Source organism: Fusobacterium sp. SYSU M8D902 (assembly GCF_040199715.1).
Classification (GTDB): Bacteria; Fusobacteriota; Fusobacteriia; order Fusobacteriales; family Fusobacteriaceae; genus Fusobacterium_A.
The window spans coordinates 1-22,433 of the sequence record NZ_JBEFNA010000003.1 but is presented as its reverse complement, the minus strand read 5'-3'; the positions used below and the strand labels follow the sequence as shown (position 1 = coordinate 22,433).

The window sequence follows — 22,433 nt, the reverse complement described above, 5'->3', positions numbered from 1 at the left end:
AAAATAGGGAAAACAGAATCACTTAAGTGACTGTTTTCCCATTTCTCTCTATCTATTTTATTTAGAATAGTTAGGTGCTTCTTTTGTTATAGTTATATCATGTGGGTGACTCTCTCTTAGTCCTGCACCTGTTATTTTTATAAATTTACCATTTAATTTTAGATCCTCTATTGTTGGAGTTCCACAGTATCCCATACCTGCTCTAATTCCTCCACAAAGTTGGAATACAACATCTTTTAAATTTCCTTTGTAAGAGATACGTCCCTCTATTCCTTCTGGAACTAATTTTTTTGCATCATTTTGGAAGTATCTATCTTTAGAACCTCTCTTCATTGCTGCTATTGATCCCATTCCAACATAAAGTTTGAATCTTTTTCCTTCAAGAATAATCTCTTCACCTGGTGCTTCTTTTGTTCCAGCCAATAATCCACCTAGCATTACACAATCTGCTCCTGCAGCTAAGGCTTTTACTATATCTCCAGATAATTTTATTCCACCATCAGCTATTACTCCAATTCCTCTCTCTTTACATACTTGGAAAACATCATTTACAGCTGTTAATTGAGGTACTCCTACTCCTGCTACAACTCTTGTTGTACAGATAGATCCTGGTCCAATTCCAACCTTTACAGCGTCTACTCCTGCCTCTATTAGATCTAATGCAGCTTCAGCTGTAACTATATTTCCTCCTATTAAGTTTAGGTTAGGAAAAGCTTCTCTAATCTCTCTTATCTTTCTAATTACTCCAGCTGAGTGTCCGTGAGCTGAGTCTACTGTTATTATGTCTACTCCTGCTTTTACTAGTGCAGTTACTCTCTCTAATGTATCAGCACCTATTCCTACTGCTGCTCCTACTCTTAAAGTTCCATGTGAATCTTTACAAGCATTTGGATATTCAGCTAAGTTATCAATATCTTTTATTGTGATTAACCCTTTTAAATATCCATTCTCATCTGTTATTGGTAATTTTTCTATTCTGTTTGATAGTAAGATCTCTTTAGCTTGATCTAAAGTTGTTCCTACTGGAGCAGTTATAAGATTTTCCTTTGTCATTATATCTCCAACTAGTTGCTCCATATCTGTATGGTATTTTATATCTCTGTTTGTTACTATACCGATAAGTTTTCCTTCACCCTCTATTACAGGTAATCCAGAGATTTTATATCTTCTCATTAAATCCTCTGCTTGTCCAACTGTACAATCAGCTGTTAAAGTAACTGGATTTCTGATCATTCCACTTTCAATTCTTTTTACTCTATCTACTTCTGCAGCTTGATCTTCAATGCTCATATTTTTGTGTATAAATCCAATTCCACCTTGTCTTGCTAAAGCAATGGCTAAGTCTGATTCTGTAACTGTATCCATAGCTGCACTTAGAATAGGTACATTTAATACGATATCCTTTGTAAGTCTTGTTTTTAAGCTTACCTCATGTGGTAATACTTCTGATTTTGCTGGTATTAGCAATACATCATCAAATGTTATTGCCTCTTTTACTATTTTTCCGTTCATTTGCAACTCCTTTTAATATATAAAATATAGACTAATTAAGAACACCACTAAAATTTTTTTAAATTTCAGATATTATAGCACAAAATATTAAAATTTGTAAATAGTTTTTAAAAATAATTTTATTTTCTGTAAATATCGATTTTTTGATATGGAATCTCTATATTATTTGCATCAAATTCTGCTTTTACAATCTCTGTAAAGTCAAATTTTGCGTCCCAATAGTTCTCTTTCTTTACCCATACTCTAAATATAAAATCAAGTGAACTTGCATTTTGAACACTCATTCTAATATTAACTGGCTTATCTTTTAACACTGCTGGATGTTCATTTGCAATTCTATTTAATATCTCTTTTACTTTATCAGTTGAAGTATCATATGATACAGAGAAAACCATATCCAATCTTCTCTCTGGATTTCTTGAAACATTTGTTATAGCATTATTTGCTAATTGGCTATTTGGAACAATTATAACTCTATTATCTACAGTTGTTAAAATTGTATAAAGTATTTGTATCTTATCTACTGTCCCTTCAATTCCACCATTAGCTACTATATACTCATCTTTTGTAAATGGTTTAAAAAATAGTATCAATAATCCTCCAGCTAAGTTTGCTAAACTTCCCTGTAATGCCAAACCAACAGCTAAACCTGCTGTTCCTAAAACAGTTATAAGAGAAGTTGCTTTAACTCCTGCTATTCCAATTATTAAAAAGAATAAAACTATGTACAATAAAGTTTTTAACATAGAGCTTGTAAAACTCTCTAATAAAGGATCCACATTTTTTCTTTTTAACATCTTTTTATATGTTGTGATTAAAACCTCAACTAATTTTGGCCATACTGTAACTACGACTATTAAGATAACTCCTCTCACTATTAATGTTGGTAAGAAAAGAAATAATTTGTTTAAAAATTCTGCTACTACTAAGTTCATTTTTTCCCTCCATTTTTTTTTATTTCCTCTATATTTCTTCATTATAACTTTTTTTATAATATATATCAATCTTTTTTGGTAAAATTTTTTTTATGTTATATAATAGTAAGTAGTTATTACTTTAAATTTAAGGAGGAGATTTTTATGTATACTTGTGATTCATGTCAAATACATGCTTGTAGAACTGGTGATTTAACAAAGGCTCCTAGCAACTGCCCTTGTAGAGAACTTGAAAAAATTCAGGAGTTAAAACAATACTATCTTGAAGAGGAAAATATGAAATTAGCTCATAACTCTGCTCTTGTTGAAGCTGAAGGGTACTGTCAACTTACTAGAGTTCAAGAGATTATACTTTTTGCTCAAAAATGTAATTTTAAAAAATTAGGTTTGGCATTCTGTATTGGATTATCTAAGGAAGCTCAAACTTTTGCTAATATCTTGAGATATCACGGTTTTGTAGTGGAGTCTTTAATCTGTAAAAATGGAAGTATTAGCAAGGAACTACTCAATATAGATAGAGATCATCAAGTTAGACCATATTGTGAATTTGAACCTATGTGCAATCCTATTGGGCAAGCTAAACTTTTAAATGAAAGAAAAACAGATCTAAATATTCTATTGGGACTTTGTGTAGGACACGATAGCTTATTCATCAAATATTCTGAAGCACCAGTTACTGTATTCGCTGTCAAAGACAGAGTACTTGGACACAATCCTCTAGCTGCTATCTACACTTCAAATTCATACTATAATAAAAAACTTTTTAACAAGGGAGAAAATTAATGTCTATTAAAGAAAACTCTATATGGATAAACAATAAAAACAAGAGAGAGTATCAAGTTATAAAAGAAGCTATTGACTGTACTAATGAAAGAGACGGTTTAATTGTAGTTGTCTACATTTGTAAGGAAGCTGAAGGAAAACTTTTTGTAAGAGAGAAAGAGGAATTTTTAACTAAGTTCTCTCCTAAAATTTAGAATAGAATAAATTTAAGAATAATAAAAAGAGCAGATAATCAATATAATCATTAAAATAAAACTCCTAAGTTAATTTCAATGAGTTATAAAATCTGCTCTTTATTTTTAAAAATTTATTTTAACTCTTCACCCTCTGTTTTAGCTATTACAATAGTACAAACTGCATCTCCAGTTACATTTACCATTGTTCTAAACATATCTACAAATCTATCAATTCCCATTACAAGTCCTATTCCTTCAAGTGGAAGTCCTATCTGTACCAAAACCATTCCCAACATAATCACACCTACACCTGGAACTCCTGCTGTTCCTATAGAAGCTAATGTAGCTGTAAGTATTATTGTTATATAATTTCCCATTGTTAAATCTATTCCATATATCTGTGCAATAAAGATAGTTGCTACTCCCTGCATTACTGCTGTTCCATCCATGTTTATAGTATTTCCCAATGGAATTGTAAATGATGATATGGCTTTAGATACTCCAAAATTTTCCTGCATTGATTTTAATGATGAAGGTAGACAAGCACTACTTGAAGCTGTAGAGAAACCAACCATCATAGTTGGAGCAAAATTCTTAAAAAATTTCATTGGATTATACTTTCCAAAAAGAACCAATATCCCTTGGTAAGTGATTAAACAGTGAAGTGCTAAGATTATTACAACACCTATAAAGTATTTGAAAAGAGGTAGTAATGCAACATAACCTAATGTTGTAAATGTTTTAGATATCAACCCATAAACCCCTAAAGGAGCGAATATCATTATCATCTCAACCAATTTTAAACTCAATGCATTTCCTTCTTCAAATATTCTTTTGATATTGTCAGCTTTACTTCCTAAAAGTGATATTGCAATCCCTACCAATATAGCAAAAACTATGATCTGTAACATATTTCCATTCGCCATAGCTTCAGCAGGATTTATAGGAATCATATCTAGTAGTATATCTACAAAAGGTTTAGTTTTAGCTATAGTTACCTCTGATGTTGCAATCTCTCCTATATTAACACCTCTACCAGGATTTATGATATTTCCTCCAACTAAAGCTAATACAACTGCAACTGCTGTTGTTGAAAGGTAAAATGTCAATGTTTTTATCCCTATTCTTCCTAACTTAGTAACATCCTCTATTCCAGCAGCTCCAATAACCAATGAGCACAGTACCAATGGTACAACCACCATTCTTATAGCTCTTATAAATCCATTTCCTAATAGATTAAATACAAAATTTACAATATAATTATTAACTATTACATTGTCCTTTAGAGGATGTAATACCAACCCTGTAATTATCCCCAGTATCAAAGCTATAAAAATTTTAGTAGTCAAGTTTATCTTTTTGCTCATTTAACAGTTCACCTCTATTTAAATTTTATTTTCATTTTATAAAAATATAAAAAATATTTACTATAATAGTATAACACATTATTTTAAAAATGCAATTATATTTTTTAATTTTTTGAAAATATTTTTTTATTTAGAGTTGTCATAAACTTTTTTCATAAAATCATACCATCTTTTATACTCTTCTCTATGTATGCTCTCCTTTAAAAATACAAAATTAAACTCTCTCTCTTCAAAAAAGTTTTGTAAATTTATTGTAGCAATTTTCCTAGTTGCTATCTCCTTTTCAACTGCTCTTTCATATATAAACGAAATTCCTTTATTCTCTTTTACCAACTCTTTTATCAAACTTATATTCTCAAGCTCATATTTTTTACTAAAATTACTCAAAGATAGATTGTTATCATATAGTATCTTTTCAAAAATATCTCTTGTTCCAGATCCACTCTCTCTCAATATTATTCTCTCTTTTACAATGTCCTCAAACTCTGTAACTTCTGTAGCTATCGGATTATTAGCAGCACATATTCCAACAAATTTTTCCTTTGAAAAAAGATAGTTTTCATACTCAGTTTTTTCAAAAAATCCCTCTATAAATGCAAAATCTATATTTCCTTTTTTCAATTCTTCTAAAAGCTCACTTGTATCCCTTATTATAAATGATATATTTACCTCTGGATATTCAGTACAAATAGCTGAAACTATCTTTGGTATTATATATTCACCAATTGTAAATGTCGCCCCAAAATGAAGTGTTCTCTTACTTGGATCCATCTCTTTAATTTCAGCTTTTATCTTATTGGCATCTGAACTCATAGTGATTAAATATTTATATAATGCTTCTCCCTGCTCAGTTATTGAAAGAACCTTTTTATTATAAGAAAATAGTTTACATTCATAAAACTCTTCTAAATATTTAATATGTTGACTCACAGCTGGTTGAGTCATATGTAAATTCTCAGCTGTTTTAGTATAATTCCTTGTTCTACATAACTCTATAAACGTGCTAACCCTGAAATCTAACATCTTATCACCTCTTATAATTTTTTCTTATATTTTAATAAATATATATAATTTTATTTTATGATATTTTTGTGATAAAATCAATACATAAATAAAAGAAACTATTTTTAATTAATATTTTAGGAAGTTACTATGAATTTTAAATTTTCCAATGAACAAGAATTATTTTTATCTAAAGTTAGAGAGTTAACAGCTAAAGAGGTTGCTCCTATAGCTGCACAAATTGACAAGGATGCTTCTTTCCCTTTTAATTCAATTAAAGCATTAGGTGCCAATGGTGTTATGGGAATTCCATTTGATAAAAAATATGGTGGACTTGGAATGGATAATTTAACTTATGTAGCAGCTGTTGAAGAGTTATCAAAAGCTTGTGCCTCTACTGGTGTTATAATGTCAGCACACACTTCTCTTTGCTCTTGGCCTATATATACTTATGGTAATGAGGAGCAAAAAACAAAATATCTTATTCCTTTAGCAAGTGGAAAGAAATTAGGAGCTTTTGGTTGGACAGAATCTGAAGCTGGAACTAGAACAACTGCAGTTAAAGAGAATAATCATTACACACTTAATGGAAAAAAAGTTTTAATAACTAATTCACATGAAGCTGATATCTTTGTGGTATTTGCTAAAACAAACTTTGAAGATAACAGCATCTCAGCTTTTATTGTTGAAAGAGGAACTAAAGGATTCTCAGTTGGAGAAGCTGAAGATAAAATGGGTGTAAGAGGTTCATCTACTGCTGAATTAATCTTTGATAACTGTGTTATCCCAGAAGAAAATCTACTTGGTAATTTAGGAGAGGGATTAAAAGTTGCTATGACTACTTTAAACGGAGGTAGAATTGGAGTGGCTGCTCAAGCTGTTGGAATTGCTCAAGGAGCTTTGGATTCTGCTATTGAATATGTTAAAAATAGAATGCAACTTGGAAAACCAATATCACATCACCAAAACATTCAGTTTGTTATAGCTGATCTACAAACTAAAATAGAAGCTGCTAGATTTATGACTTACAGAGCTGCTACTATGAAAGATTTAGGAGAAGACTATGGATATATGGCATCTATGGCTAAACTATTCTGTTCTGAGGTAGCTATGGAAGTTACTACAAAAGCTGTTCAATTATTTGGTGGAAATGGATATTCTAAAAAATTCCCTGTTGAAAGAATGATGAGAGATGCTAAAGTTACTGAGATCTATGAAGGAACTTCAGAGGTTCAAAAAGTAGTTATAGCTGCTCATATGGGTATTAAATAGTAACCAACTAAAAAAGAGAGGTTTTACTTTATAGTAAAACCCCTCTTTTTTTATACTATTTTTGTTTTATCTTTTCTACTGCTCTAAATAATCCACCAACTACTGCACTAGGAATTAACCAAGCTAATCCATAATCTTGGAATGGTAATTTTAAATAGAAGCTATATAGAGTTGCTGGACAATATCCTAACATTTGTAATGTCTCTATTCCACCAATAAATCCAGCTCCAATTACACAACCTATAAATATTCCTCTATCGTCAAAATACTTTTTAAAGAAATTTAGCACAATTAAAACTATAGCTATTGGATAGATAAATGTTAATATCGGAGCAGCAATCTTCACTATTAAATCCACTCCAAAGTTAGCAAAAATAAGACTTACTAATATATTTACTACAACTATTTTTTCATATTTTGTATTGAAGATTGAACTAAAGTAATCTCCAACAGTTGCTGTAAGTCCAATAGCAGTTGTCAAACAAGCTCCTGCCACACATACTCCTAATAATAAGTTTCCACTCTTACCTAAAAGTTTCTCAACAATTGCATTTAAAAGTTGTGTTGTTCCCTTATTTTCTAATACTGATGTTGATGTTGCCCCTATATAAAGCAATCCTCCATATACTATAGCCAATCCTACTACAGCTATAGCACTAGCTTTTAAAAGAAATATCAATTGATCTTTTCTCTCTAAACCTTTATTCTTGCCATTTATTGTCTTTAAAATTATACTTGCAAATATTATAGCTGCAAGTGTGTCCATTGTTTGATAACCATTGTAAAATCCAAATCTAAAATTATTTTCTGTCCCTGTAGAGATCAATTCTCCTATTGGAGTAGTTACCCCTTTAAAAATTATTATAGCTAAAACTATTAAAAGGATTGGAGTTAAAATTTTTCCAATTCTATCAATTACAGCACTCTCTCTTAAAGAGAAAAGTAAAACTATTCCAAAGTAAATAAGTAAAAATATAAACTTTACAGTTGAATTCCCCATTCCTACATATGGAGTCATCATAACTTCAAAAGCTGTTGCCCCTGTTCTTGGAATCGCTAAAAAAGGTCCAATAGCCAAAATTAGAGCAGTGTTAAACACTCTACTAAACATTGGTGATACTCTATCTGAAAAGTGATCCAATTCAGTTCCTGCAAATCCAGATGCTATTATCCCCATCAATGGAAATCCTATTCCCGTAATAAAAAATCCAAATGCTGCTAACTTCCAATTATCTCCTACTATATATCCAACTGTAGGTGGAAATATTAAATTTCCAGCTCCAAATAACATTGCAAATAGTGCAAATCCCGTTAATACAATATCCTTAGTCTTATAAATTTTTCTCACTCCTTTATTTAAATTATTTTTTTATACTATTTTTTTAGACATAAATGACTTAGAAAGTATACCATTTTTTATAAGATTCGTCAATTTATATATTTCTATCTTGCTTTTATTATGACAAATTTAGTATAATATAAATATACATTTATTTTAAGGAGGAATGTTTTATGTCAGTATTATTTATTAATTATCCTAAGTGTTCTACTTGTATAAATGCCAGAAAATGGCTAGAAGAGAATAAAATAGATTTTGAAAGTAGACATATTGTAGAAAATAATCCTACTAAAGAGGAATTAAAAAAATACATTGCTCTTAGTGGACTACCTGCAAAAAAGTTTTTTAATACAAGTGGAATCTTATACAGAGAGATGAATTTAAAAGAAAAACTTACAACTGCTAGTGAAGATGAGATGATAGAAATTCTATCCTCTAATGGTATGTTAGTTAAAAGACCTTTAGTTATTTCTGACAAGGGTATTTTAATCGGTTTTAAAAAAGATAAGTGGGAAGAGTTTTTTAAATAACTTATTATGGAGGTTCATATGAAAAAACTTTATGAAATTGATAGAGAAATTTTTGACGCAATAGAATTGGAGAAAAAAAGACAAAATGAGGGAATTGAACTTATTGCCTCTGAAAACTTTGTATCTGAAGGAGTTTTGGAAGCTGCTGGAAGTATTATGACTAACAAGTATGCTGAAGGGTATCCTGACAAGAGATATTATGGTGGTTGTGAATTTGTTGATGTAGCAGAAAAATTAGCAATTGAAAGAGCTAAAAAATTATTTAATGTAAACTATGTAAATGTACAACCTCATTCTGGATCTCAAGCTAATATGGGTGTATATAAAGCTCTTCTAAACATAGGAGATACTATTTTAGGTATGAAACTAGATCATGGTGGACACTTAACTCATGGTAAAAATGTAAACTTCTCAGGTAAAGACTATAACATTGTATCTTATAGTGTATCTCAAAATGATGAGAAGATAGATTATGACGAAGTTGAAAAGATAGCTTTAGAAACTAAACCAAAACTTATTATTGCTGGAGCTAGTGCTTACTCAAGAGTTATTGACTTTAAAAGATTTAGAGAGATTGCAGATAAGGTTGGAGCTTACCTTATGGTTGATATGGCTCATATTGCTGGCTTGGTTGCTGCTGGTGTACATCCATCTCCTGTACCATATGCAGATGTAGTTACTACAACTACTCACAAAACTCTAAGAGGACCTCGTGGTGGTATAATTATGACTAACAATGAGGAGATTGCTAAAAAAATAGATAAAACTATTTTTCCAGGTATACAAGGTGGTCCATTGATGCATATTATTGCTGCTAAAGCTGTGGCATTCAAAGAGGCTCTATCTTCTGAATTTATCGAATACCAAAAACAAATTGTAAAAAATGCTCAAACACTAGCTAAAGTTTTAGAAAAAGGTGGACTTAGAATTGTAAGTGGTGGAACTGACAACCATATGATGCTAATTGATGTAAAATCTAAAGGTTTTACTGGTGCAGAGGTAGAAAAAGCTTTAGATAAAGCTGGTATTACAGTTAATAAAAATGGAATTCCATATGATACTGAAAAACCTATGGTTACAAGTGGAATTAGAATAGGTACTCCTGCTGTGACTACAAGAGGTATGAAAGAGAGCGAAATGGAGATTATTGGTCACTTTATCTTAAAAGTTATTGATAATATTAAAAACGATAGTGAGTTAGCTAAGATAAAAGATGAAGTTAAACTATTCTGTTTAAAATATCCATTATACATATAGATGTACATAAAAAAAGAGAGTTTCAAACGAAACTCTCTTAATTATTTACTTGACTAATTATAAAGCTGCTTTTGCAGTTTCTGCTAATTTAGCGAACTCAGCTGCATTGTTTAAAGCGATATCTGCTAATACTTTTCTATCTAATACGATTCCAGCTTTCTTAAGACCATTCATTAATGTTGAATAAGTTAATCCATTTAATCTAGCTGCTGTATTAATTCTGATGATCCATAATTGTCTCATTCTTCTTTTTGTTACTTTTCTATCTCTTGTTGAATAAGCTGCTGCTCTCATTGTAGCTTGTTTAGCTTGTTTTATAACGTCACCAGAAGCACCTCTAAATCCTTTAGCTGTTTTTAAAACTTTTTTATGCTTTCTTCTTCTAACTATACCAGTTTTAACTCTCATTACTTTTCCTCCTAATTATTTCACACAAAAATCTGATTTTATGATAAAACTAATTATCTTCCTGCTCCATATGGTAATAATGCTTTCATATGTCTTGTTAAAGTTTCAGTTACTACGAAATCTTTCTTTAAGTTGTTTTTTCTTTTTCTATCTTTCTTAGTTAAGATATGGCTTTTTCCTGAATGTTTAACTACAAATTTACCTGTTCCTGTAACTTTAATTCTTTTTTTAGCTCCTCTATGAGTCTTCATTTTTGGCATAATAATGTCCTCCTCTCAAATATCTAAATCTGTTTTATTATTAATTATTTTTTAGGTGATAAGATTATATGTTTTTGCTTATCGTTGTATTTTTTATCGGCTTCAGCTATTTCAGCAAATCTTTCTGCTATCTCATCAAGTGTATCTACACCTAATGTAGCATGCATTTTCTCTCTTCCAAATAACACTAATGTTACTTTTACTTTATTTTCTTTCTCTAAGAACTTTTTAATTTGAGATACTTTTGTATCTAAGTCATGACTATCTATTCTAGCTGTTACTTTTACCTCTTTAACAACTGTTTGCTTTTGATTTTTCTTAGCTTCTTTAGCTTTTCTTGTCTGCTCATATCTGTATTTTCCAAAATCCATTATTTTACATACAGGTGGCTTTGCAGTAGCTGCTATCTCAACTAAGTCTAATCCCTCTTGTCTTGCTAAGTCAAGAGCTGCATTAGCACTCATAACTCCTAATTGTTCTCCAGAAGATGAGATTATTCTAAACTCTTTTCCTTTTATTTTTTCATTAATTCTAATTTTATCAGTAATAGTAAGCACCTCCATTTTAATTATAAATAAAAAACAGGACAAACTATGCCCTGTATCTCAACTTTTATAATAAACAATGTTACTTCTCATTTTTAAAAGTCAACCCTGTGTAAGCTTCTAGTGCCCATAAGGTGAGAAACAGGTAGTTTCTTCTTTAATATTTATTTTATTACTTTTATAATTATACGTTATTTTTTACAAAAAGTCAAGGATTTTATATTTTTTTGCAACTACCCATTTATTTTAGCTTTGAGTAAATTTATACCCAAAATTATAAAAATTGTTCCAGAAATTTTATTAATTATCTTTCCAAAATTTTTATTTCTTTTTAGAAATTTTGAGATAAGTGATGCAAAAATTGAAAGAGATACACACCAAATTCCAGAGATCATAAATGATGTTAATCCTAAAATAGCAAATGGCAAAGCTCCATATGTATTTTCATTATCTACAAACTGTGGTAAAAAAGCTAAGAAAAACAGTGCAACTTTAGGATTTAAAACATTTGAAATTACCCCTTGAACAAAAGATTTTTTTAAATTCTCCTTACTCTTTTCTCCATCACTAATCAACATATCCTCTTTAGATCTTATACTTTTAATCCCCATATAAACAAGGTAAAGTGCTCCTAAACTCTTCACAATATTGAATGCAGTAATTGAATTTTTTAATATTATAGACAGTCCAAAAGCTGCTAAAAAAGTGTGTACTAAGATCCCTGAACAAACTCCTAATGCTGAATAGATACCAGATTTTCTACTATTAGATATAGATTGTCCCAATATAAATACAGTATCCGTTCCTGGGATCAAAGCTAAAATTATACTAGATGTAATATACATTCCATAGTTAATTATACCAAACATAAATTTCCCCCTATATCACAATATAAAAAAAGAGAGTCCATACTCTCATTTTAACTATAAATGGCGCGCCCGAGAGGAATCGAACCCCTAACCTTCTGATCCGTAGTCAGACGCTCTATCCAATTGAGCTACGAACGCGTTTTATAAAAAAAGGGTAGATACTCTACCCGTTTGATTCAAATGGCGGTGAAGGAGAGATTTGAACTCTCGGTACCGTTTATAGGTACTCTCCCTTAGCAGGGGAGTGCATTAGGCCACTCTGCCACTTCACCGTTTATGGCGGAAGATCAGAGATTCGAACTCTGAAGCCTTGCGGCGCCGGTTTTCAAGACCGGTTCCTTACCAATTAGGATAACCTTCCAAGCACATAAGATAATATCATATATTTTTTATTTTGTCAAATATTTTTTTATTTATTATTGCTATTTTGGCTCATTTCCTTAGATTTTTTTATAGTTTCAGTTGCAGCTTTTATAATCGCTCCTCTAAAACCACTCTCTTCTAAATATCTTACACCTACTATTGTTGTTCCACCAGGTGAACATACATTGTCCTTTAACTCTCCAGGATGCTTACCACTCTCTAAGAACATCTTTCCACAACCAATTAGAGTCTGTCCTACTAATTTATATGCATCACTTCTTGGTAATCCCTCATATACAGCAGCATCTGCTAATGCTTCTATAAACATAAACATAAATGCTGGTGATGAACCTGAAGCTCCTATTACAGCATCAAATAGCTCCTCTTTTGTCTCAATTGCCATTCCTATTTTTTCAAATAACTCTTTGAAGAAAGCCTTCTCTTCATCTTCAATATTCTCATTAAAAGCATAAGCTATACATCCCTCTTGAACCATCAAAGGTAGGTTTGGCATAGTTCTTACTATCTTACTATTTCTATTATCTGTCTCCTCTAAAATATCTTCCATAGTTATTCCAGGAGCCATAGCTACCAATATTTTCGTGCTATTTACTGAATCTTTTATCTTATCTATCACATCAAAATAAACGTTTGGTTTAATTGCTAAAAATACAACATCACAATTATCAATAACCTCTACCTCTTCTTTAGCTTGGTTTACTTGATAAGTATTAGAGATATAATCTCCCTTTAATTTATCATACACATAAATATCAGCCTTTTCTACTAATTGAGAGTTTATTATCCCTTTTAGAAAAGCCTCTCCCATATTTCCACAACCTATAAAACCTATTCTTTTCATATTCGTCTCCTTATTTATCAATATAGATATTAAATCTATCTGTAATTTCTTTTAATTTATCCAACTTATCTACCACGTTTTCCTTATCTTCCATTCCTAGCTTCATTAAAAGAGCATTTATAATCACTGTCCCTGGTACAAATGTATATGCCTTTTCTCCATTTTTAGTTGTTAATACTAGATCTGAAATATTTCCCAATGTTGAATCTTTTTTATCTGTTACAGTTATAACTTTATTTCCATGCTCCTTAAAGAACTCTGTAACCTGATAAGTAAAGTTAGTATATGGGTGAAAAGAGATTGTAAACAACAGATCATTTTTCTGAGTATATAGTAATTTATCTGTAAAGTCAGAAGCTCCAGATATCATTAACTCTACCCCTTCTCTAAATTCCTTTAACATAAAATATAGATAATAGGCTAAAGCATATGAACCTCTAGCTCCTAATATATAAAGTTTTCTACTATCTTTTATCCATCTAACAGCTTGATCTAAGCTTTTTTCTATCTCTAAAACATCCATCTCTTGAAGTAACTCTATATTTGTTCTAATCATATCTTGTAATATATTATTACTATTGTCTATTTCAGTGATACTATTCTTTAAACCTTTCATATATGAAGTTTGTTGCTCTACCTCTTTTTGAAAGATTTTTTGAAAATCTGGATAACCTTTAAATCCTAAACTTTTTGAAAATCTCGTTATTGTTGCTGGACTTGTTTCCGTTTCTTTAGCTAATTCATTAATTGAAATAAAAGAGACTATACTTTGATTGTATCTTATGTATTCAGCTATTTTTTTAAAGCTTTTACTAAAAGAATTATAATTATCATCTAAGTATTTCAATACTTGTTTCTTCATAAAATTACCTCACATTTTGAACAATCTTATTCTTCTATACTCTATTATAAGATATAAATAATCTATTTGCAAAGTAATTTTTATTTTTATCCTTAACTTACCATTTTTGTTTCATTTGAAATATTTTCAAGGATTTTTTCATTGAATATTCTCTCCAAGTATTTGAATGTATTATCTAAGTTATTAGTTTTGATAGTTATCTCATTTCCCTTATAAGCAAATTTAATACTAAATATCTTATTACAATTTGTTACCTCACATATTAATGTTACTCTATTAAATGTTGTTTCCCATTTTTTATTTCTTATCAATATCTTCATAATATTCCCTCCATTTTTATATTTAGTAATAGATAACTATATTTATAGATATATATTATAACTAATATCTAAATTTGTCAATACCCTATTTTATTACTTGATATTTTGAGAAAAATATATTATAATTATTTATATATATATATAGGAGGTATAGTAATGGATTTTAAGACATATATAAAAACAAAAAGAGAAGCTCTTGGACTAAGTCAAAATAAAGTTTCAAAATTAGCTGGTATAACTCAATCATATTATAACGGTATTGAAAGAGGAGAGATCAAAAATCCTCCTAGTGAAGAAGTTCTTGATAGCCTTATCAAAGTACTATTACTTACTCCTTCTGAAGGTGAAAAACTAAAATATTTAGCTGCTATAGAGAGAACTCCAGATATTATCTTAAATGAGCTTAAAAGATTATCTGATGAGAAAGAACTCTCTAAAAGAAGAGTTATAAAGGATATTAGCAATAATAACACACTAATCCCGCTTTTCTCTAGAATAAGTGCTGGGATAGGTTTGATCACTGATGAAGAGCCTGTTGATTTTATCTCACTACCTGGAATAAGAAATTCTGATAATGTTTTTGCTATAAATGTAAAAGGTGACTCTATGGAGCCTACTATTAAAAATCAATCAATCATTCTTTGTAGACAGGGAGAGGAGTTAAAAGATGGAGAGGTTGGAGCATTTCTAGTGAATGGTGAATCATTTGTTAAAAGAATAAAAGTTACTAAAAATTTCTTTGCTTTACTTAGTGATAACCCTAATTATCAACCAATCTATGTATATCCTGAAGATGAGTTTAAAATTATTGGAAAAGTTTTAAAAGTTATTAATAATGTTAAATAGTAAAAGAGGAAAAAAGTTACTGCCTATACAGTAATTTTTTTCCTCTTTCTTTATTATCTCAATTTTCTATCTAAAAAAGATAAATGCTCCATTTCTTCCAGAGCTCTCTCTATCTCGCCTATAAGAGTGAAACTCTCCCTCATAGCTACATAGCTCATTCAATATTATATTATTTTCATCTATTCCAAATTTTACTAGATCTAAGTAGACAAATTTTTGGTTATCATATAGAATTTTTCCATTTTCATTTTTAAAACTATAATCTATCATATCTTTAGGATATTTTTCTTGAAATTTTTTAAGGAACTCCTCTCCCACTTCGTAATTTTTAGAGGATATACCTATACCAAATGCCACTTTTATATCTTTTAAATTACAACCATATCTCTCTACCATCATCTCTATGGCTTTTTTTCCTATTCCTTTAAAACTACCCTGCCAACCTGAATGAACAAGAGCAATTATCTCCTTAACACTATCAACTATATAAATAGGTAAACAATCTGCGTATTTTGTATAGATAACAATATCTTTTCTATTGGTTATAAAACCATCTGTATCCTCAAAATAGAGTTTATCCAAGCTTTCTATTATCTCTATATTATCACTATGTGTTTGATGTCCCGCTACAATATTTTTCTCAATCCCACCAAAATCCTTTAAAAATCTCTCTTTAGGAAGCTCTAAAACATTTCCATAATTTTTTTTGGTATATATAGCTTCTATTCCCAAGTTTTGAAACTCTTTTAGAACTAAATAGTTTTTCTTTTCTACAAACATAAACTACTCCAATTCAGCCTTTAATTTTAATGTTTTATCTAAATTTCTCATTAACTTTTCAAAATCTTTAAAATATAGAGATTGCATTCCATCTGATGTTGCACACTCAGGATTCTCATGTACCTCTACCATAGCACCATCAGCACCTGCAATCACTCCAGCCAAAGTTACTGGTTCTACTAGACTACGTCTTCCTGTTCCATGACTAGCATCTATTATTACAGGAAGATGTGATTTTTCTTTTAAAAGTGGAATAGCATTTATATCTACAGTATTTCTTGTTATTGTTTCAAAGGTTCTTATCCCTCTTTCACATAGGATTACCTCTTTATTCCCATATGCAACTATATATTCAGCTGCCATCAATAACTCTCTCATTGTAGCACTCAATCCTCTCTTTAATAAGATTGGTTTATTGCATCTTCCCAAAGCTTTTAGCAAAGAGAAATTTTGCATATTTCTTGCACCTACTTGAAAAATATCTGCATATTTTTCTATCAATTCTATATCATTGCTATCCATAACCTCTGTTACCACAAGCAATCCATACTCGTCAGCTGCTTCTCTCATATATTTTAGTCCGATCTCTCCCAATCCTTGAAAATCATATGGTGATGTTCTAGGTTTGAAAGCTCCCCCTCTCAATACTTGAGCTCCTGCTTTCTTTACCTCTCTAGCTATCTCAAATATTGACTCTCTACTCTCTATAGCACATGGCCCTGCCATAACTAAAAAATTTCCTCCACCTATTTTTTTCCCCTTTATCTCTACTATAGTATCCTGTGGTTGAAACTCTCTACTTACAAACTTATAACTCTTCCCAATTGGAACTAACTCATCTACTCCATCAAAAGAGAGTAGTCTGTCTAGATCTACTTTATTTTTATCTCCAATTATACCTATTTTATAAAACTCTTCCTCTTTTCTTATTATGCTCCCCAATTTATTGTCACTAAGGAACTTTAGAATCTCTTCTTTTTCATGTTCACCTATATCTTTTTTTGTTTTTATATACATAATTTTCTCCTAATCTTTTATTTAAATTATACTTCGTAATTAGAAAAAAGAAAAGTATTATCTTTTCTTTTTCTTAGGTATCGGAAGAGGTTTTAGTGGAAGAATATATGTAACACCTGGATTCATATCCAATCTCATTTTTACACACTCTTTATTTCTCAAAAAATACTCTCTTATTTTTGTTCTTATAACTGGTGTGCTATCCAAAAATTTTGAGCCATACCCATGTATAACTACTATCTCTTTTCTCATACCTTTTTTATATAAAGCATTATACTTTGTTATAAATACTCTCAAAGCATCATCAAAGTTCATATGATGTAAATCTATCTCATTATACATGAATAAAATCCTCCTAAAATGATAAAAAAAAGAGTCCTTTCGGACTCTTTCTACTTCTCTTATTACTCAGCAGCGATTGCTCCTACTGGACATCCTCCAGCACAAGCTCCACAGTCTACACAAGCATCTCCGATAGCATATTTTCCATCATCAGTTGCTGATATAGCTCCTACTGGACAAGTTCCTTCACAAGCTCCACATCCGATACAAGTATCTTTATCTATTACGTGCATTCAAATCCCTCCTAATAAAATTTTTAATTCTTTCTTTTAATTTACTTGAGTTAATTTTATAACATTTTCCTTAATTTGTCAAGTATAATTTAAAAAATATTAATTGATTGTGAACACTAATATTTTGATTATTGAAATTTATTTTTTTAAAATTAACTAACAATAGTTTAAACCTCTCTCTACTTCTCTTTTCTATCAAAATAATGAGTGTGAAGTAGTCTATGAGCAACTTCATTATTAGCTTCACCTATATATCTATCATAAAGTTTCATTACACTCTCATTTTCATTAGATTCTCTCAATTCTTTATGATAATCTATATCTTGTAACCCTTCTGCTCTTTTTTTAACTATCTCAAAATTACCGTGATGATATGGTTGTCCACTTCCACCAACACATCCACCTTTACATGCCATAACCTCTATAGCGTCAAAATACTCTTTTCCAGATTTTATATCTTCTATCAATTTTCTAGCTGCTCCCAAACCATGAACTACTGCTACTTTCAATTTAATCCCAGTCACTTCTATCTCCGCCACTCTGACCTCTTGGAAACCTCTTAAATTTACAAAATCTAAATCTTCCAATTTTCCATCACTTAGCCATTCATAGAGTGTTCTAATTGCCGCCTCTAATACTCCACCTGTTCTTCCGAAAATATCAGCTGCTCCTGTTGACTCACCCAATGGAGAATCGAATTCCTCATCCTGCATCTCCAGAAGATCTATATTATACTGTTTAAATAAACGTCCTAACTCCCTTGTTGTTATAGAATAATCTACATCTGGTATACCATCTGTTGCAAGCTCCTCCCTTGAGGCTTCATACTTTTTAGCTGTACAAGGCATTATTGAAACACAGATTAAATCTTTTCTTTCTATCTCCTTCTCTCTTGTCCAAAACTCTTTGGAAATTGCTCCAAAAATTTGTTGTGGAGATTTTGTACTGGATAGATTATCTCTCAATTCTGGGTAATTAAGCTCTACAAATCTTATCCAAGCAGGACAACATGAGGTAAATAATGGTAATTTCACACCTTTTTCACCCTTTAATTTAGATAAAACTCTTTCTTTTAGTTCTGTTGCCTCCTCAATAATAGTTACATCAGCAGCAAAATTTGTATCAAAAACTGCATCAAAACCTAATTTTCTAAGAGCAGTTACCAATTTAGGAGTCATATCTATACCTGGCTCCACTCCAAAAAGCTCTCCTATTGCTACTCTTACTGCTGGAGCAACCTGTACAATAACTTTTTTATTTGGATTCATCAGATCTTCTACCAATCTAAAAGTATTATCAGTTTCATACAGAGCTCCCACTGGACAAACAGCTACACACTGACCACAGAAGGTGCAATCTGTCTCTAGAAGATTTCGATTAAAGGCAGTATTTACAATGACATTAAAGCCTCTATCAACACCTGTTAATATTCCACAACCTTGGATATTTTCACACATTGTTTCACATCTTCTACACATAATACATTTAGTTGTATCTCTAGTTATTGCAACAGAGTATTGTTTATCATATCTTCCCTCTTTACCTTCAAATCTCATCTCTCTAATTCCAAATGAGATTGCTAATTTCTGTAATTCACACTCTCCATTTTTTCCACAGATCAAACAATCTTTGGGGTGATCTGATAACATCAACTCTAAAACAACTCTTCTCTTATGCATAACTTCTGGAGAGTTGGTTATAACTTCCATCTTCTCCTTTATTGGAGTGGTACAAGAGGGAACTAATCTACTCATTCCTTTGACTTGAACAACACAAATTCTACAAGAAGCACAATCATTTTTATACCCTACCTCTTTCATCTCCATATAACACAGATGTGGTATGTATATTCCAGCTTTTAAGGCAGCATTTAAAATTGTAGTTCCTTCAGGTGCTACTACTAATTTTCCATCTATTCTAAGTCTTATCATCTTCATATAACTTCACCTATTCCATTATAATTTTATAATTGCATTGAATCTACAAGTTGACATACAAGCTCCACACCTTACACATTTCTCTGTATCAATAGTGTGTTTTTCTCTTACCTTACCGTCAATAGCTTTAACAGCACAAACTCTAGTACAAGCTGTACATCCTCTACATGCATCTGTAATTACATAAGTTATCAATTTTTGACATACCTTAGCAGTACATCTTTTTTCAATAACATGATCTATATACTCATTATAAAATTTATCTAAAGTAGATAATACTGGATTAGAAGACGTCTGTCCCAATCCACATAATGAAGTTACTTTTATCGCTTCTGATAATTCTTTCAATAATGCTAAATCCTTTAATTTTCCTTTTCCTTGAGTTATTCTATCCAATATCTCATACAATCTTGTATTTCCAATTCTACAAGGTGTACACTTTCCACAAGATTCATCTAAGGTAAATTCTAGAAAAAATTTTGCAACAGATACCATACAATCATCTTCATCCATTACAACCATTCCTCCCGATCCCATAATAGCTCCCTTACTTGCCAAGCTATCAAAATCAATTGGAGTATCTAAATCATCCTCATTTAAACATCCTCCTGAAGGTCCACCTGTTTGAACAGCTTTAAATTTTTTTCCACCCTTAATTCCTTCACCAATTTCAAAGATAATCTCTCTCAAGCTAATTCCCATTGGAACCTCAACTAATCCAACATTATTTATCTTTCCAGATAGAGCAAAAACTTTCGTTCCAGGTGATTTTTCAGTTCCTACCTCTCTAAACCAATCCACTCCATTTAAAATTATTCTTGGTACATTAACTAAAGTCTCAACATTATTTACAACAGTAGGCATATTCCAAAAACCTTTTTCTGCTGGATATGGAGGTTTTGAAGTTGGTTCTCCCCTTCTTCCTTCCATAGAGTGTATCAACGCAGTTTCCTCTCCACATACAAAAGCTCCTGCACCAAATTTAATCTCTATATCAAATGCAAAGTGAGTTCCAAAGAGATTCTCACCTAAATATCCATTTTTTCTTGCAACCTCTATAGCTTTTGAAAGTCTTTCAACTGCCAATGGATACTCTGCTCTTATATAAACTAAACCTTTTGTTGCTCCTATAGCATAACCTGCTATTAGCATTCCCTCTATCACAGAGTGAGGGTCTCCCTCTAATATAGATCTATCCATAAATGCCCCTGGATCTCCCTCGTCAGCATTACAAACAATATATTTTTGTTTGGCATCATTTTTAGAGGCAATTTCCCATTTTACTCCTGTTGGAAATCCTCCACCACCACGACCTCTCAATCCTGAATCGACAATATTTTTTATTACAAACTCACTACTCATTTCTGAAATAGCTTTTTTTGCTGCTTTATATCCATCATTTTTTAGAAAATCATCCAAACTTTCTGGATTTATAAAACCACAATTTTTTAAGACTCTTCTCTCTTGTTTTTGATAAAAATTCATTTTTTTATAATCAGTAACAACCTCTTTTGTTATTGGATCTTTATATAAAATCCTTTCAACTTTTTCATCTTTTATAATATCCAATTCAATAATATCCTTCACATCTTCAGGCTTTACCTCTATATAAAAATTATTAGCTGGTAATATCTTAACAATTGGTCCTTTTTCACAAAATCCAAAGCACCCTGTCAAAACAACCTCTACACCCTCTATTTTTCTCTCTTTTAATTCCTTTTCCAAATTTTCTTTTATTAATCTACTTTTAGATGAAAGACAACCAGTACCACCACATATCAATATTTTTTTACTCATATGTCCTCCTAAAATTACCCTTTAATTTCTACTACTGCATCTCTTTTTCTCTATATTTCTCTATTATTCCCTTTATATCCTCTGGCTTTACCTTTCCATGAACATCTTTTCCTATGAGCATTACAGGTGCCAATCCGCAAGCTCCTACACATCTCAAAGAATCTAAAGAAAATAATCCATTTTCTGTTACCTGTCCCAACTTTATTCCTAATTCTTTTTGAAGTGCTTCCAGTATTTTTTCTGCTCCTCTTACATAACAAGCTGTTCCTGTACAAACTGATATAGGGTATTTTCCCTTAGGAACCATTGAAAAAAAGTTATAAAAACTTACTACTCCATATACTTTTGATACTGGAACTCCTATCCTTTCTGCTATAAACTCCTGAACCTCTTCAGGTATGTACCCAAAAATCTCTTGGGCTCTATGAAGTATTATGATTAGTGAACTTTTCTTGTCTTCAAATGTAGATATATATTCCTCCAATTCTTTAAATCCAATATTATCCTTACATATCATAATTCATACCTCCTTATATATTTCTAATTTTATCACGTTATCTATAAAAGTCAAACTTTATGATTATTTTTTACAAAAAATAAAAAAAAGCTTAGCGAATTCCTATCCTCCCAGGAGGCTTCCCTCCAAGTACTTTCAGCGTTTATGGGCTTAACTTCTAGGTTCGGAATGTGACTAGGTGTATCCCCATAGCTATTTTCACTAAGCAATAATTATTAAATTAATGCTTGGCAAGTTCCTATCCTCCCAGGAGGCTTCCCTCCAAGTACTTTCAGCGTTTACGGGCTTAACTTCCAGGTTCG

The 22,433-nt window shown here is 31.0% G+C and carries 25 protein-coding genes, 3 tRNA genes and 1 rRNA gene; 6 read left to right on the top strand and 23 right to left on the bottom strand.

Features of this window, described 5'->3' with window-relative positions:
• Window positions 1-57 precede the first annotated feature (57 nt).
• Entirely contained in the window at window positions 58-1,512 is a 1,455-nt protein-coding gene (guaB, locus tag ABNK64_RS02615; protein ID WP_300342895.1) for an IMP dehydrogenase, read from the bottom strand.
• A 119-nt stretch (window positions 1,513-1,631) separates the two neighbouring features.
• Window positions 1,632-2,447: a mechanosensitive ion channel family protein gene (locus ABNK64_RS02610; protein WP_291255715.1), complete on the bottom strand. Its 816-nt coding sequence runs from the start codon at window positions 2,445-2,447 to the stop codon at window positions 1,632-1,634.
• Window positions 2,448-2,591: 144 nt separating this feature from the next.
• Here ABNK64_RS02610 and ABNK64_RS02605 point away from each other — a divergent pair, with 144 nt between their 5' ends.
• Both ABNK64_RS02605 and ABNK64_RS02600 read left to right on the top strand, forming a co-directional pair.
• Window positions 2,592-3,230, top strand: a complete 639-nt coding sequence (locus ABNK64_RS02605) for a DUF1847 domain-containing protein (RefSeq protein ID WP_291255714.1) — start codon at window positions 2,592-2,594, stop codon at window positions 3,228-3,230.
• Window positions 3,230-3,424: a hypothetical protein gene (locus ABNK64_RS02600; protein ID WP_291255713.1), complete on the top strand. Its 195-nt coding sequence runs from the start codon at window positions 3,230-3,232 to the stop codon at window positions 3,422-3,424. Before ABNK64_RS02605 ends, ABNK64_RS02600 begins: the two co-directional genes overlap by 1 nt.
• A gap of 113 nt (window positions 3,425-3,537) precedes the next feature.
• Here the strand turns inward: ABNK64_RS02600 and ABNK64_RS02595 are convergent, their stop codons facing one another.
• Complete coding sequence (locus ABNK64_RS02595) at window positions 3,538-4,773, bottom strand: dicarboxylate/amino acid:cation symporter (protein WP_300342890.1); 1,236 nt, start codon at window positions 4,771-4,773, stop codon at window positions 3,538-3,540.
• A 126-nt stretch (window positions 4,774-4,899) separates the two neighbouring features.
• Window positions 4,900-5,796, bottom strand: a complete 897-nt coding sequence (locus ABNK64_RS02590; RefSeq protein WP_349763372.1) for a LysR substrate-binding domain-containing protein — start codon at window positions 5,794-5,796, stop codon at window positions 4,900-4,902.
• Window positions 5,797-5,925: 129 nt separating this feature from the next.
• Here ABNK64_RS02590 and ABNK64_RS02585 point away from each other — a divergent pair, with 129 nt between their 5' ends.
• Window positions 5,926-7,047 (top strand): acyl-CoA dehydrogenase family protein, encoded by a 1,122-nt coding sequence (locus ABNK64_RS02585; RefSeq protein ID WP_300342886.1) that lies wholly within the window; start codon window positions 5,926-5,928, stop codon window positions 7,045-7,047.
• Between the two features lie 55 nt (window positions 7,048-7,102).
• On the opposite strand, the gene brnQ is transcribed toward ABNK64_RS02585, so the two are convergent.
• A complete protein-coding gene (brnQ, locus tag ABNK64_RS02580) occupies window positions 7,103-8,386 on the bottom strand; it encodes a branched-chain amino acid transport system II carrier protein (RefSeq protein WP_349763429.1) in 1,284 nt (427 codons plus the stop codon).
• A gap of 173 nt (window positions 8,387-8,559) precedes the next feature.
• On the opposite strand from brnQ, the gene ABNK64_RS02575 reads away from it, so the two are divergent.
• Both ABNK64_RS02575 and glyA read left to right on the top strand, forming a co-directional pair.
• On the top strand, window positions 8,560-8,916 hold the full coding sequence (locus tag ABNK64_RS02575) for an arsenate reductase family protein (RefSeq protein ID WP_349763371.1): 357 nt from the start codon (window positions 8,560-8,562) through the stop codon (window positions 8,914-8,916).
• Window positions 8,917-8,934: 18 nt separating this feature from the next.
• Entirely contained in the window at window positions 8,935-10,173 is a 1,239-nt protein-coding gene (gene glyA / locus ABNK64_RS02570; RefSeq protein WP_291259305.1) for a serine hydroxymethyltransferase, read from the top strand.
• Window positions 10,174-10,230: 57 nt separating this feature from the next.
• Here glyA and rplT read toward each other — a convergent pair whose 3' ends face one another.
• The 10 genes from rplT to ABNK64_RS02520 all read right to left on the bottom strand — a co-directional run bounded on the left by rplT (window position 10,231) and on the right by ABNK64_RS02520 (window position 14,662).
• Complete coding sequence (rplT, locus tag ABNK64_RS02565) at window positions 10,231-10,581, bottom strand: 50S ribosomal protein L20 (RefSeq protein WP_349763370.1); 351 nt, start codon at window positions 10,579-10,581, stop codon at window positions 10,231-10,233.
• A gap of 53 nt (window positions 10,582-10,634) precedes the next feature.
• Window positions 10,635-10,841, bottom strand: coding sequence for a 50S ribosomal protein L35 (gene rpmI / locus ABNK64_RS02560; RefSeq protein ID WP_291255707.1), 207 nt, complete (start codon window positions 10,839-10,841; stop codon window positions 10,635-10,637).
• 44 nt (window positions 10,842-10,885) lie between these two features.
• A complete protein-coding gene (gene infC, locus ABNK64_RS02555; protein ID WP_291255706.1) occupies window positions 10,886-11,404 on the bottom strand; it encodes a translation initiation factor IF-3 in 519 nt (172 codons plus the stop codon).
• Between the two features lie 215 nt (window positions 11,405-11,619).
• On the bottom strand, window positions 11,620-12,255 hold the full coding sequence (locus ABNK64_RS02550) for a LysE family translocator (RefSeq protein ID WP_291255705.1): 636 nt from the start codon (window positions 12,253-12,255) through the stop codon (window positions 11,620-11,622).
• Window positions 12,256-12,316: 61 nt separating this feature from the next.
• Window positions 12,317-12,393: transfer RNA gene (locus ABNK64_RS02545), tRNA-Arg, on the bottom strand.
• Between the two features lie 43 nt (window positions 12,394-12,436).
• Window positions 12,437-12,527, bottom strand: a tRNA-Ser gene (locus ABNK64_RS02540).
• A gap of 5 nt (window positions 12,528-12,532) precedes the next feature.
• Window positions 12,533-12,616: transfer RNA gene (locus tag ABNK64_RS02535), tRNA-Ser, on the bottom strand.
• 48 nt (window positions 12,617-12,664) lie between these two features.
• Complete coding sequence (proC, locus tag ABNK64_RS02530; RefSeq protein ID WP_300342880.1) at window positions 12,665-13,480, bottom strand: pyrroline-5-carboxylate reductase; 816 nt, start codon at window positions 13,478-13,480, stop codon at window positions 12,665-12,667.
• A 10-nt stretch (window positions 13,481-13,490) separates the two neighbouring features.
• On the bottom strand, window positions 13,491-14,342 hold the full coding sequence (locus tag ABNK64_RS02525; RefSeq protein ID WP_291255703.1) for a MurR/RpiR family transcriptional regulator: 852 nt from the start codon (window positions 14,340-14,342) through the stop codon (window positions 13,491-13,493).
• A gap of 92 nt (window positions 14,343-14,434) precedes the next feature.
• A complete protein-coding gene (locus ABNK64_RS02520) occupies window positions 14,435-14,662 on the bottom strand; it encodes a hypothetical protein (protein ID WP_291255702.1) in 228 nt (75 codons plus the stop codon).
• 156 nt (window positions 14,663-14,818) lie between these two features.
• On the opposite strand from ABNK64_RS02520, the gene ABNK64_RS02515 reads away from it, so the two are divergent.
• A complete protein-coding gene (locus ABNK64_RS02515; protein ID WP_291255701.1) occupies window positions 14,819-15,508 on the top strand; it encodes a helix-turn-helix domain-containing protein in 690 nt (229 codons plus the stop codon).
• A gap of 66 nt (window positions 15,509-15,574) precedes the next feature.
• Here ABNK64_RS02515 and pgeF read toward each other — a convergent pair whose 3' ends face one another.
• From pgeF to rrf, 8 genes are all read right to left on the bottom strand, one after another.
• On the bottom strand, window positions 15,575-16,288 hold the full coding sequence (pgeF, locus tag ABNK64_RS02510) for a peptidoglycan editing factor PgeF (RefSeq protein WP_349763369.1): 714 nt from the start codon (window positions 16,286-16,288) through the stop codon (window positions 15,575-15,577).
• A 3-nt stretch (window positions 16,289-16,291) separates the two neighbouring features.
• On the bottom strand, window positions 16,292-17,305 hold the full coding sequence (aroF, locus tag ABNK64_RS02505; RefSeq protein WP_349763368.1) for a 3-deoxy-7-phosphoheptulonate synthase: 1,014 nt from the start codon (window positions 17,303-17,305) through the stop codon (window positions 16,292-16,294).
• A gap of 57 nt (window positions 17,306-17,362) precedes the next feature.
• Window positions 17,363-17,647: a Smr/MutS family protein gene (locus ABNK64_RS02500; RefSeq protein ID WP_291255698.1), complete on the bottom strand. Its 285-nt coding sequence runs from the start codon at window positions 17,645-17,647 to the stop codon at window positions 17,363-17,365.
• 62 nt (window positions 17,648-17,709) lie between these two features.
• A complete protein-coding gene (locus tag ABNK64_RS02495) occupies window positions 17,710-17,880 on the bottom strand; it encodes a 4Fe-4S binding protein (protein ID WP_291255697.1) in 171 nt (56 codons plus the stop codon).
• A 179-nt stretch (window positions 17,881-18,059) separates the two neighbouring features.
• Window positions 18,060-19,817: an NADH-dependent [FeFe] hydrogenase, group A6 gene (locus ABNK64_RS02490; RefSeq protein ID WP_349763367.1), complete on the bottom strand. Its 1,758-nt coding sequence runs from the start codon at window positions 19,815-19,817 to the stop codon at window positions 18,060-18,062.
• Between the two features lie 18 nt (window positions 19,818-19,835).
• A complete protein-coding gene (locus tag ABNK64_RS02485) occupies window positions 19,836-21,614 on the bottom strand; it encodes an NADH-ubiquinone oxidoreductase-F iron-sulfur binding region domain-containing protein (RefSeq protein ID WP_349763366.1) in 1,779 nt (592 codons plus the stop codon).
• 31 nt (window positions 21,615-21,645) lie between these two features.
• Entirely contained in the window at window positions 21,646-22,131 is a 486-nt protein-coding gene (nuoE, locus tag ABNK64_RS02480) for an NADH-quinone oxidoreductase subunit NuoE (protein WP_291255694.1), read from the bottom strand.
• Between the two features lie 89 nt (window positions 22,132-22,220).
• Window positions 22,221-22,337 (bottom strand): 5S ribosomal RNA (rrf, locus tag ABNK64_RS02475).
• Window positions 22,338-22,433 lie beyond the last annotated feature (96 nt).